Annotated in this window: 12 protein-coding genes and 1 tRNA gene; 8 read left to right on the forward strand and 5 right to left on the reverse strand. The window is 67.2% G+C overall.

Features of this window, described 5'->3' with window-relative positions:
• Positions 1-27: 27 nt before the first annotated feature.
• A tRNA-Met gene (locus J5T34_RS04230) sits at positions 28-104 on the forward strand.
• Between the two features lie 142 nt (positions 105-246).
• Here the strand turns inward: J5T34_RS04230 and J5T34_RS04235 are convergent.
• Entirely contained in the window at positions 247-537 is a 291-nt protein-coding gene (locus J5T34_RS04235; RefSeq protein WP_174108817.1) for a hypothetical protein, read from the reverse strand.
• Between the two features lie 120 nt (positions 538-657).
• Positions 658-957 carry a hypothetical protein gene (locus J5T34_RS04240; protein WP_208578756.1) on the reverse strand — a complete coding sequence of 100 codons (300 nt, stop codon included), beginning with the start codon at positions 955-957 and terminating at the stop codon, positions 658-660.
• 261 nt (positions 958-1,218) lie between these two features.
• Between J5T34_RS04240 and J5T34_RS04245 the strand changes: the two genes are divergently transcribed.
• Together J5T34_RS04245 and lpxO are read left to right on the forward strand one after the other, a co-directional pair.
• Entirely contained in the window at positions 1,219-1,530 is a 312-nt protein-coding gene (locus tag J5T34_RS04245; RefSeq protein ID WP_208578757.1) for a hypothetical protein, read from the forward strand.
• Between the two features lie 116 nt (positions 1,531-1,646).
• Entirely contained in the window at positions 1,647-2,549 is a 903-nt protein-coding gene (lpxO, locus tag J5T34_RS04250) for a lipid A hydroxylase LpxO (protein ID WP_208578758.1), read from the forward strand.
• A gap of 50 nt (positions 2,550-2,599) precedes the next feature.
• On the opposite strand, the gene J5T34_RS04255 is transcribed toward lpxO, so the two are convergent.
• Complete coding sequence (locus J5T34_RS04255) at positions 2,600-4,036, reverse strand: PLP-dependent aminotransferase family protein (protein WP_208578759.1); 1,437 nt, start codon at positions 4,034-4,036, stop codon at positions 2,600-2,602.
• Positions 4,037-4,304: 268 nt separating this feature from the next.
• Between J5T34_RS04255 and J5T34_RS04260 the strand changes: the two genes are divergently transcribed.
• From J5T34_RS04260 to J5T34_RS04275, 4 genes are all read left to right on the forward strand, one after another.
• Positions 4,305-4,658 carry a hypothetical protein gene (locus J5T34_RS04260; RefSeq protein ID WP_208578760.1) on the forward strand — a complete coding sequence of 118 codons (354 nt, stop codon included), beginning with the start codon at positions 4,305-4,307 and terminating at the stop codon, positions 4,656-4,658.
• Between the two features lie 64 nt (positions 4,659-4,722).
• A complete protein-coding gene (locus tag J5T34_RS04265; RefSeq protein WP_208578761.1) occupies positions 4,723-5,703 on the forward strand; it encodes a threo-3-hydroxy-L-aspartate ammonia-lyase in 981 nt (326 codons plus the stop codon).
• 124 nt (positions 5,704-5,827) lie between these two features.
• Positions 5,828-7,462 carry an NAD(P)/FAD-dependent oxidoreductase gene (locus J5T34_RS04270; protein ID WP_208578762.1) on the forward strand — a complete coding sequence of 545 codons (1,635 nt, stop codon included), beginning with the start codon at positions 5,828-5,830 and terminating at the stop codon, positions 7,460-7,462.
• A 3-nt stretch (positions 7,463-7,465) separates the two neighbouring features.
• Positions 7,466-8,026, forward strand: coding sequence for a DUF1415 domain-containing protein (locus tag J5T34_RS04275; protein WP_208578763.1), 561 nt, complete (start codon positions 7,466-7,468; stop codon positions 8,024-8,026).
• A 19-nt stretch (positions 8,027-8,045) separates the two neighbouring features.
• On the opposite strand, the gene J5T34_RS04280 is transcribed toward J5T34_RS04275, so the two are convergent.
• The gene (locus J5T34_RS04280) at positions 8,046-8,873 is read right to left on the reverse strand and encodes a class I SAM-dependent methyltransferase (RefSeq protein ID WP_208578764.1); all 828 of its coding nucleotides are present in this window, start codon (positions 8,871-8,873) and stop codon (positions 8,046-8,048) included.
• A 343-nt stretch (positions 8,874-9,216) separates the two neighbouring features.
• Here J5T34_RS04280 and J5T34_RS04285 point away from each other — a divergent pair, with 343 nt between their 5' ends.
• Positions 9,217-10,725, forward strand: a complete 1,509-nt coding sequence (locus tag J5T34_RS04285) for a DUF342 domain-containing protein (protein WP_244258696.1) — start codon at positions 9,217-9,219, stop codon at positions 10,723-10,725.
• 57 nt (positions 10,726-10,782) lie between these two features.
• Here the strand turns inward: J5T34_RS04285 and J5T34_RS04290 are convergent, their stop codons facing one another.
• A complete protein-coding gene (locus tag J5T34_RS04290; RefSeq protein ID WP_208578765.1) occupies positions 10,783-11,796 on the reverse strand; it encodes a hypothetical protein in 1,014 nt (337 codons plus the stop codon).
• Between the last annotated feature and the right edge of the window lie 101 nt (positions 11,797-11,897).

Here is an 11,897-nt window from a genome sequence, read left to right on the forward strand (position 1 = left end):
ATTGCATCATAATTCTGTTCTTCCAGACGCGGGGTGGAGCAGTCTGGCAGCTCGTCGGGCTCATAACCCGAAGGTCGCAGGTTCAAATCCTGCCCCCGCAACCAGTTCCAACAAAAAGGGCGCTCGCAATGAGCGCCCTTTTTGTTCTGGCGTCCCGATTCGCGAGCCGGTGGCAGGATTGCGGCAAACAATCACGGTTCGAATGTGTCCGGTTCGGCGTCCGGCATGTTCACCGTTTTCGCGTCGCTAGCTCGGCGAGCCGCCAGCCAGCGCGATCGCCTGTTCGAACGTCTCCCGCACCGCGGGTTGATCCTCGCGCTCGGCGGCTGCCGCGCGCTCGCGCAGCCGGGCGACCAGTACCTGCAGGTTGTTGCCGACGGGAGCGGCTTTGCTGGCGTCGCATTCGCTGACTGCCTCGGTCATCAGTTGCTGGAGCTCCTCACCAACATCGGCGCCGTCGAACGCGCTGACCGACAGCGCCGAGATGCGGTCGAGGTAAAGGTTGACCAGCGCTTCGTCGTGTACCGGTTCAGGCATGTCCATCTCGGCCTCCATGTTGTGGGTTGGCGGTGTGATGTCCATTCTAGTGGCGGCCCCCATCGGGCTGCTGTCGGGACGTGGCCTACAGCGCGCCTGCCTGCATGGTCATATATCGCGCTAGCCTTCGGGCCGGTCGCGCGCCGGAAACACCGGCAACGCGATGCGGCGGCGCGCGGCCTTCAGCGCGCGCGTGGGCCACAGCACGTAGTTGGTGTGCGGGTCCAGCGGCTTGCCGAAATAGGACACCCACACCTGTATGCCGTGCTCGGTCTCGGCGATGATCGCGGCCACCGCCCGCGCGGCGACCGACGGGGATTTCAGCAGATCGGCCAGCGCTTCGACGCCCTGGACGACGTGGTGCTTGACTCCCTGGAACCACGCATACTGGCGCATGGCGGACAACAAACGCTTTGTCATGTTCGGCGTGTCTCCGTCAGAAATGAGAATGAGAACCAGGTGTCTGACCTCGGCGCCTGTGCTTCGTTCAGCCGGAATGCCAGGCGGTTTTCTATCGCTGGCCCGGGATCGATTCGTCGGCCCGCCCAAGGGCTGCGCCGCCAGCGCGAATTGACAGCCCGGCTCGCTTTGCCGTAGCTTCGGTCGCATGTGCGGCGCGGGCGAAGCCATCGCCGCCGGGTCCCCCAGGGGTGACCCTCATCATCCCGCAAGGAGCTGCCGATGACCGAGGACATGCTGATGCAGTTGATGGTGGAGGTCGAGAAGGAAGACCCGATCGACTATGCCAACCTGCCGTTCGACGACGGCGCGTTGCGCGCCCTGGTCTGCCGCCTGGTGGCCGAGCGCTCGCAGGCGATGGAAGCGGCCGGCATGCCGGTCGACGCGGTACTGGCCACCATGTGGGCGTCGACCGCCAAGCTGGTGCTCGAAAACATGGTGCTGAACGCGCGCCTGCTGACCTTGCAGGGCGCTCCCGACGACGCCCGCGCGCTGATCGAGCGCATCGCCCGCCAGTCGCGCGGCAACGGTTGATCCGACTTCCTGCGTGCCGCCTGCCGATTAGGTAAACTACGGACCTTCAGTCCTTATGGTGTGCCTTCGCCCGCACTGCGGCAGGCCGGCACAAGGCAGCTCAGGGAGAGTTTGAAGTGATCAAGTGGATCATCGTGGCCGGGTACCTGGGCGCGATTCTGTACGTGCATTTCCGCGGCAAGGTGCGCCTGCGCATCTGGCGGCAATTGCTGGACCATTCCGCGCTGGTGGCGCCGGTCAATTGCTTCATGTACGCGTTCTCTGGCGTCCCTCGCACCCCGTTCATTCCGGTGGAGCGCTTTCCCGAACTCGAGAAGCTGCGTGCGGCCTGGCCCGAGATTCGAGACGAGGGGCTGGCGCTGGCCGCGATGCGCAAGATCAAGGCGGCCGAGAAGAACGACGACGCCGGCTTCAATTCCTTCTTCAAATATGGCTGGAAGCGCTTCTACCTGAAGTGGTACGAGGCGCATCATCCGTCGGCCGAGCAACTGTGCCCGCGCACGGTCGCGCTGCTGCGCGAGCTGCCGTTCGTCAAGGCCGCGATGTTCGCCGAGCTGCCGCCGGGCGGCAAACTCAACCCCCATCGCGATCCGTTCGCCGGTTCGCTGCGCTACCACCTCGGGCTGGCAACGCCGAACGACGACCGCTGTTTCATCGAGGTCGACGGCGAGCGGCACAGCTGGCGCGACGGGCAGGGTGTGGTGTTCGACGAGACCTATCTGCACTGGGCCGAGAACCGCAGCGACCAGAATCGGCTGATCCTGTTCTGCGATATCGAGCGGCCGATGCGCTACGGCTGGGCCGGCAAGGTCAACCGCTGGCTGGGCCGCAAGGTGATGAGCGCGGCCAGTTCGCCGAACGACGAGACCGACCAGACCGGCATGATCAACAAGCTGTTCCGCATCGTCTGGCTGGGCGGCCAGTATCGCCGCCGCCTCAAGGCATGGAACCGCCAGGTCTACTACGTGGTCAAGTTCGGCCTGATTGCGGCCGGCGTCGCGCTGATCGTCTTCCTGTAAAGCCAGGCCGTCGCACGGACGCGGTGCTGCGGCACCGCGTTCCTCTCCTGCTAGCGCGGCGCCAGCCGCGCCACCACCCCCGCCAGTTTCCGATACGCCTGCTCCAGCGCCGTCGAGCGCGGCGCGCCGATATTGATCCGCAGGCAATGGTCGAAGCGGTTCGAGTTGGAAAACACCACGCCGGGCATCACCCGCACGCCAGCCTCCAGCGCCTGCTCGAACACCGCCTCCGACGACAGCCGGTCCGGCAACTCCACCCACAGATGCATGCCGCCTTGCGGCGCCGATAGCCGCGTGCCGGGCGGGAACAGCGCGGCGATGGTTTCTGCTGCCCAATGCCGCTGGTGGCGCAGCCGGGCACGCAGCCGACGCAAATGCCGATCGACATCGCCGGAAGCCATCAGCTCGGCCACGGCGATCTGCGACAGCAGTTCGTTGGGCCGCGACTGGCTGAACTTGAGCATCTCGACCCGCGCCTGCCACTTGCCGGCGGCGATCCAGCCAAGCCGCATGCCGGGTGCAAGGTTCTTGTGCAGCGACGCGCAGTAGATCACGTTGCCGCTGCGGTCCCACGCCTTGGCGGCGGCCAGCGGCGTGTCGTCGTCAGCCAGCGTGGAGAAGCAGTCGTCCTCGATCAGCGCGATGCGGCGCGCCTCGCACCATTGCACCAGCCGGGCCTTGTTGGCGTCCGGCATGATGCTGCCCTGCGGATTCTGCAGGTTCGGCACCGCCACGACCGCGCGAATGTTGTCGTAGGTCTGCGCGGCCAGTTCCAGCGCTTCGAGCGACAGTCCCGTCTGCGGGCTGCATGGCACCTCGAGCGCGCGCATCCCCAGGCTTTCCAGGATCTGCAGCAGCCCGTAATAGGTCGGCGACTCGACGGCGATGACGTCGCCCGGGCCGGCGACCGCGCGCAAGGCGAGATTCAGCGCCTCGGTGCAGCCATGCGTGATGGCGATCTGCTCGGGCGCCAGCGTCATGCGGGCCTGCAGCGCCTGGCGCGCCAGCGCGGCGCGCAGGGCCGGATGGCCCTCGGGCTCGACCGCGCTGCCGAGCAGCCTGGGATGGCGCCGCAGCGCGCGGCCGGTGGCCTGGCGCAGCGATTCGACGGGATAAAGCTCGGGCGGCGCGCAGGCGCCCGCCAGATTGACCGCGTCGGGATAGAGGCGGCCGCGCGCGATGATCGCCGAGATGCGGGCGTGGATGCCGACGTACTGCGCGGGATCGGGCAGGGCCGCCAGAGGTTCGCTGATCGGCGTGGCCTGCGGCGCGGGTGGCCTGACGAAATAGCCGGAGCGGGGGCGCGCCTCGAGCAGGCCTTGCGCCTCCATCTCGCGGCACGCCTGCAGCGCGGTCGACAGGCTGACGCCGTGGCGCTCCATCAGCGCCCGCACGGAAGGCATCCGCTCGCCCGGCAGCAGCGTGCCGGCGGCGATGGCCTGCCGGTAGTGGCCGGCGAGTTGGCGGTATAGCGGGGCGGAGTCCATGCGGCATGTTGGCGCATCCGGCCGATGCGCAACAGATACAGAAAAGTTTCCGCCGTATCGTAACAGAGCGAAGGATGGGTCTCTGTTCTGCTGTCCGTTCCGGTGCGGTGTGCCTGCCGCGCCGCGACGGCGGCCGGTACGCTGCGTTCAGTCGATTGCGGCTCGGACCGTGGTACCGAACGTACCGGCCATCTCCACCATACCGGCCGGCTTGCTTCCTTCCTGTCCCCGTTGCAGGCAATCGCAGCCGACCCTTCGCGAGGCCATCATGCCGATCCCGCCCATCCTGTCCCTGCTGCCGCATCCGGCCTATGTCCACCGCACGCTGACGCTGCACGCCGGCCAATCGCTCACCTTTCATGCCAGGGCCGGCACCGAAGTCCATGTTGCCGATGGCGACGTGGAACTGATCGAGCCGCCGCTGCTGCTGGCCGAGACGCTGCACTGGCCGCGACGGCGCCTGGCGCCAGGCAGCGTCGTCGTGCTCGCGCATTCGGGCTGGTTTGCCCTGCGCGCGCAGCGCGATACCGCCCTGCGGCTGCGTCAGCGCGCGTGGGTATTCTCGCGGGCCCGTATCGCGCGCATACTTTCCGGCTGGCGCCGCCGGCGCCTCGCCCATTGAAGCCGGCCCGATGCCGGTCCCCCTTCGATCCGCGTACCTCTTCCCCTGCAAGGAGTGCTGTCCCATGACGCAATTGGCCATCTCGTTCACCGATGTCGTGGAGGCGCATCGCCGCATCAGTGGCGTCGCGCACCATACGCCGGTGCTGACTTCGGCCACCGCCGACGCGCAGACCGGCGCGCGGCTGTTCTTCAAATGCGAGAACCTGCAGCGCATGGGCGCCTTCAAATTCCGCGGCGGCTACAACGCGATCGCGCAACTGTCGCCCGAGCAGCGCGCCGCCGGTGTTGCGGCGTTTTCGTCGGGCAACCACGCGCAGGCGATTGCGCTGTCGGCGCGGCTGTTCGGCACGCGCGCGGTGATCGTGATGCCCAAGGACGCCCCCGCGGCGAAGATCGCCGCGACGCGCGGCTACGGCGGCGAGGTGGTGCTGTACGACCGCTATACCGAGGACCGGCAGGCGATCAGCGAGCGGCTGGCGCGCGAGCAGGGTTTGACGCTGATTCCGCCGTTCGACCATCCGCCCGTGATGGCCGGACAGGGCACCGCCGTCAAGGAGTTGCTCGAGCAGACCGGTCCGCTGGACGTGCTGCTGGTGCCGCTGGGCGGCGGCGGTCTGCTGTCCGGCAGCGCGGTGGCCGCGCGGGCCATGCATCCCGGCTGCAAGATCATCGGCGTGGAACCGGAAGCGGGCAACGACGGTCAGCAAAGCCTGCGCGCCGGCCGCATCGTCGAGATCGGCACGCCGGACACGATCGCCGACGGCGCGCAGACCCAGCATCTGGGCCAATACACCTTCCCGGTGTTGCAGCAGCTGGTCGACGATATCGTCACCGTCAGCGATGCGCAGCTGGTCGAAGCGATGCGCTTCTTTGCCGGCCGCATGAAACTGGTGGTCGAACCGACGGGCTGCCTGGGTGCGGCGGCGGCGTTTGCCGGCAAGGCGCCGATCGCCGGCAAGCGGGTCGGCATTGTGCTGTCCGGCGGCAATGTCGACATGGCGCGCTACGCCGGGCTGCTCGGGCAGGTGCCGGCGCAGGATTGACGATCTCGGGGCGGCTGCCACGGCCCCGGGGAGGGGCTGGCGAGGGGCCGGCGCGGCCGAAAGGCTTTAGAATTGCGGTCCGGCCATCGGACCCGCCGTTCGGCCGCCGAATACTTTGCCCCCCATGCTACGCCTCAGTGAACTCAAGCTCCCCCTCGACCATTCGGAAAGTGACCTGGAGGCCGCTGTCCGCGCGCGGCTGGCCGAGATCGGCGTCAAGGGCGACGGCATGGTGTCCTTCACCGTCTTTCGCCGCGCCCACGACGCGCGCAAGCGCTCCGATATCAAGCTGACCTACATCGTCGATATCGTGCTGAAGGAGAAGGACGAGGAGGCGGCCCGCAAGCGCATCGCCGGCAAGCCGAACTGGAGCGTGACGCCCGACATGACGTACCGCTTCGTCGCGCAGGCGCCCCAGCATGTCGCGACGCCGCGTCCGGTGGTGATCGGCATGGGCCCGTGCGGCTTGCTGGCCGGGCTGATCCTCGCACAGATGGGCTTTCGGCCGATCATTCTCGAACGCGGCAAGGAAGTGCGCGAACGCACCCGGGACACCTTCGGGCTGTGGCGCAAGAGCGTGCTCAATCCCGAGTCGAACGTGCAGTTCGGCGAGGGTGGGGCAGGGACCTTCTCCGACGGCAAGCTTTATAGCCAGATCAAGGACCCGAAGCACTACGGCCGCAAGGTGCTGCACGAATTCGTAAAGGCCGGCGCGCCCGAGGACATCCTGTTCAAGGCACGGCCACATATCGGCACGTTCCGGCTCGTCAAGATGGTGGAGAACATCCGCGCGGAGATCTTCGCGCTCGGCGGCGAAGTCCGCTTCGGCATGCGCGTCGACGATATCGACATCGAAGGTGGGCGCGTGCGCGGGCTGCAGCTGTCCAATGGCGACTATCTGCCGTGCGAGCAGGTCATTCTGGCCGTGGGCCACAGCGCGCGCGACACCTTCGAGATGCTGGACCGCCGCGGCGTCTTCATGGAAGCCAAGCCGTTCTCTCTGGGTTTTCGCATCGAACATCCGCAGGGCATGATCAACCGCAGCCGCTTCGGCAAGTTCGCCGGCAACAAGCTGCTGGGCGCGGCCGACTACAAGATCGTGCACCACTGCAGCAACGGGCGGTCGGTGTACAGCTTTTGCATGTGCCCGGGCGGCACCGTGGTCGCGGCGGCATCGGAGCCGGGGCGCGTCGTCACCAACGGCATGAGCCAGTACAAGCGCGCCGAGCGCAACGCCAATGCCGGCATCGTCGTCGGCATCACGCCGGACGACTATCCGGGCGGACCGCTGGCCGGCATCGACTTCCAGCGTCATTGGGAAGAGCGCGCCTTCGAGCTGGGCGGACGCAACTACTGCGCACCGGGCCAGCTGGTCGGCGACTTCCTGGCGCGGCGGCCGTCCACCGCGCTGGGCACGGTCGAGCCGTCGTACAAGCCGGGCGTGACGCCGACCGATCTGAGCACCGCGCTGCCGGACTACGTGATCGAGGCGATTCGCGAGGCGCTGCCGGCGTTCGAGCGGCAGGTGCCAGGCTTCGCGATGGACGATGCCGTGCTGACCGGCGTCGAAACGCGGACGTCGTCGCCGCTGCGCATCCGTCGCAAGGACGACTACCAGAGCGTCAATGTCGCGGGCCTCTATCCGGCCGGCGAGGGCGCCGGCTACGCGGGCGGCATCTATTCCGCGGCGATCGACGGCATCGAGGTCGCCGAGGCGGTGGCGCTAGATATCGTCAGTCGGGTCGGCAAGGCTGCCTGAGCCATGTCGCCGTCGGAGCAGCAGACGATTCTGGACGCCACGCGCCACTGGCTGACCCGGGCCGTGATCGGGCTCAACTTGTGCCCCTTCGCCAAGAGCGTCCACGTCAAGGAACAGATCCGCTACGTGGTGTGCGAGGCGACCGACGCCGAGGCGCTGCTCGACGCGCTGGAGGCCGAGCTGAAGGCGCTGGCCGAGGCCGATCCCGCGCGCATCGACACCACGCTGCTGATCGTCCCCCGGATGCTGGCCGACTTCGCCGACTACAACGATTTCCTCTATCTGGCCGAGCGCCTGCTCGACAGCCTCGGCCTGTCCGGCGTGCTGCAGATCGCCAGCTTCCACCCGCAGTACCAGTTCGCCGGCACCGAGGCCGACGACATCGAGAACTACACCAACCGCGCGCCGTATCCGATCCTGCATCTGCTGCGCGAAGACAGCATCGAGCGCGCGGTCGAAGCCTTTCCGGATGCGGCGGATATCTACGAGCGCAACGAGGAGACCATGCGCCGGCTCGGCCATGAAGGCTGGCGGCGCTGGATGGCGGGCAAAGACCCGCAGTGAGCGGGTGCCCCGCTCAGACTCAGGCGGGCGTGAAGAAACGCTCGCGCATTTCCTCCAGCCCCAGCGTTTCCAGTACGTGGGCCAGTCGTTCGGCCGGGCGCCGGCGCGGCAGATCCTTGTACTGCGCCACGATCAGCTCGTTCTTCATCGAGTGTTCCCAGCCGACCAGCTCGGTCACCGTGACCTGATAGCCGTGCGCTTCCAGTTGCAGGCAGCGCAGCACGTTGGTGACCTGGCTGCCGAATTCGCGCGTATGCAGCGGATGGCGCCAGATCTCGGTCAGCGGATTGCCTAGCGTCTTCGACTTGTTCCTGCGCAGCACGGCGGCCACCTCGGCCTGGCAGCAGGGCACCACCACGATGTACTTGGCGCGCTTGGTCAGCGCGAAGCGGATCGCGTCATCGGTCGCGGTATTGCAGGCATGCAGCGCGGTGACCATGTCGACCGTGGCGGGCAGCCGGTCCGAGGTGATGGACTCCGCCACCGACAGATTCAGAAACGACATGCCGGGAAAACCGAGCCGCTCGGCGAGCGCGGTGGACGAGCGCACCAGTTCCTCGCGCGTCTCGATGCCGTAGATGTGCGAGCCGTCCTGCTGCGTCTTGAAGAACAGATCGTAGAGGATGAAGCCGAGATACGACTTGCCGGCGCCATGGTCGACCAGCGTCAGGTCGGCATGGTCGCGCTTGAGGTCCTGCAGCAGCGGCTCGATGAACTGATAGAGGTGGTAGACCTGCTTGAGCTTGCGGCGGCTGTCCTGATTCATCTTGCCGTCGCGGGTCAGGATATGGAGTTCCTTGAGCAGCTCGATCGACTGGCCGGGACGAATTTCGTGGGTGTTCGACATGGGATACGGCGGGGTTGGCCCGGCGCTGACGCGCCGCGTCGGCGGCGCTGCGCGCTCGGGCAGGCAGGGCGACAGTTTACCGGAAGGCGCCCGGAAAAAATTTCCCTCAAGTTTTGCCGAAATCTGCCGTAGGTGACGGACAGGCGGCATGCCGACTCGGCGCCGCCTCCAACAACAACGATAAATCAAAGACACACGGCTGGAGGACGCGATGGGTGACGCAGCAGCTTCGCTTGTACGGGTGTGGGTGGAGAACACGGACAAGACGGTCCGGGCGCGGTACGAGGTGCCCGCGCTGGCCGAGGGCTCCAGTCCCTGTGGGCCGCCAGACCGCGCTGCCCTGATGGCTGCCCTCGAGGCCCAGGGCTGGGCGCACGCCAGGCTCGACGACCACGCCATCGCCGCTTTCCTGCTGGCGTGCCACCGCGACGGGCCACCGGCCGATGCCGTGGTCGGCGAGCTGGTCGATGGTTATTTCGAGATCGATATCGATGCCGACTCGCTGACGGTGCGGCTGACGCTATGGCCGCCCGAAGGCGGCCGCGCGGTGCAGCCCAGCGATGTGCGTGTCGTGCTGGCCGGCCGCGGCATCAAGCTTCCGGTCGACGAGCCGGCGCTGGCCGAGGCCTTTGCCGCGGGACGTTGCGATGACCTTGCCATCGTGCACGGCACGGCCCCGACGCGCGGCACGCCGGCCCGCTTCGTCAATCTGCTCGAACCGCGCCGCGGCGGCGCCGACGACGACCACGCCCGCATCGATCTGCGCGAACTTGGCAACCTGTTGCTGGTGCAGCCCGGCACGCCTCTGATGCGGCGGATCCCGGCCGTGCCCGGTACCGCGGGACAGGACGTGTTCGGTCGCGTGTTGCCGGCCCCGGAGGTCGCCGACACGCCGTTCGCCGAACGCCTGACCGGCGTGGACCACGACGCGCACGATCCGAATCTGTTGGTGGCGACGATGGCGGGCCTGCCGTCGGTGCGCGCGCGCGGCGTCAGCGTCAATCCCGTCGTCGCGGTGGACGCGGTCGACATGCACTCGGGCAATATCGCGTTCGAGGGCACGCTGCGCGTCAGCGGCGATATCAAGACCGGCATGTCGGTGCGCGTGGCGGGCGATGTGATCGTCGGCGGCACCATCGAGGCCGCCCATGTCGAGGCCGGCGGCAATGTGGTCGTCAGCGGCGGCATCATCGGCAAATCCGAGGGACCGCACGATCCGGCCAGCGCCGTCGCTCGAATCCAGTGCAAGGGATCGGTGCACGCGCGCTTCATCGAAAACGCGGTGGTCGAAGCGGGCACCACGGTCACGGTCGACAGCGGCATTCGGCAGAGCGATGTCGCGGCGGGCGAGACCGTCACCGCAGGCGACCCTGCCGTCGGCAGCGGCAATATCACCGGCGGGCGCTGCCGTGCCTGGCATGCGGTCCGTACCGGGACGCTGGGCGCGCCGGCCGGCACCGCCACCGCCATCCATGTCGGCCTGAACCCCTATGCCGACGCCGAGAAGGCCGCGCTGGAGGCGGAAAAGCGCCGGCAGGAACAAGAGCAGGGCAAGATCCAGCAGCTGCTCGCCTTTTTCGCCAAGAATCCCGAGCGGGCCACGCCGGAACTGCGGGAGAAGGCGCGCGCCACGCTGTTCAAGTACACGCGCGACATGCTGGACACCGACGCCCACCTCGCCAAGCTCACCGAACAACTGCATCCGCGCCCCGACGCCGCCGTCGTGGTCGGCAAGCGCGTGCACGGCGGGGTCAGCATCGCCATCGGGCAGAAGACGATGCGCGTGATGGAGGATATGCCGAAGGTCGAGTTGAGGCTGGTGGGGGAGGGGATTGGGGTGGTGCGGGAATGAAAAAAGCGGCGCACAGGCGCCGCTTTTTCTGAGGCTGGTTACGCCTTGGCGCCCTGGTTACTGCAGGGACAGCGCGGTCTGCGTGTAGTGCCGGATATTGCCGGCCGGTTCGGTGCCGACATAGCTGTAATCGAACTCGCACTTGACCGCCCGACCGAGCTCGGTAGCCCACCAGCAGCGATAGTCCATCCGATAGGCGGCATTGCCGGTCACGCCGTTGCTCAGGTTGCCGTCGTTCGAGTTGGTGAATGCCACACCATACTTGACGCGCAGCGTGTCGAACGTGTCGCTGCCGACGGCGACGCGCTCGAACGCTTCCACGCTGGCTTCGAACACAGCGGTTTCGTGAAATGCGCCGCACTGATACTGCCAGCCCGACTGCCACGTTTTGCCCACGAACATCGGGTACTGGAAATGCTCGCGCTTCGGCGTGAAGGTGCAGGTCTGGGTCGGATTGTCTGCACGGATGCGTGCCGTGCGGTTCCGGTCGGCATCGTTGAGGAAGGTATCGGTCAGCGTGCCGCTGACGCTATAGCGGTTCATTGTGAATCCGCCCTGCGCGTCGACCGCCTCCGTTGTGTCGCGATAGCTGCGGTCGAACGGCGACCCGTCGACATTCGTCCCCTGCTCGCGCCACAACGTGCTTTCACCCACCTTGGCTGCGACCCGCGCATAGCGGTGCGGCGGCACCTCGATACGGATCGTCGCCAGCTTGCTCGCATCGGCGGCGGACTTCGCCACCAGCGTCACCGTACCGCCCTCCGGGCTGATCAGCACCGCATCCCACACCGCGCTGTTCTGGTCCTTCGGCCGGATCGTGGTCTTCTCCATGCTGGCGGTCCACGTCACGCCGTTGCTGGCGCTCAGACGCACTTCCTGACCGGACGCGATATTGAGCGTCGTGGTGCCGCCGTCCTTCAGGGCAAAACCAGTGATCGGCGTGCCATCGAGGCTGGCCGACAGCTGGAAGCCCGTGTCGTTGCCGCCGCCCTCATCGCCTCCCCCACCGCCGCACCCGCTCAGTGTCGCCAGAGCCAATGCGACCGCGGTAAATCCCGTCCAGTTTCTCATCTCTTTTCCTTGTTATTCACCCTTGTTTTTATCGGCCGAAGCCGCGCGGGATATTAGCAAGGCGCTCCCCAACAGTGGGGGCCAAAAAGTGGGGTTGACGG

This window comes from Cupriavidus gilardii (assembly GCF_017598945.1).
Taxonomy (GTDB): Bacteria; Pseudomonadota; Gammaproteobacteria; order Burkholderiales; family Burkholderiaceae; genus Cupriavidus; species Cupriavidus gilardii_E.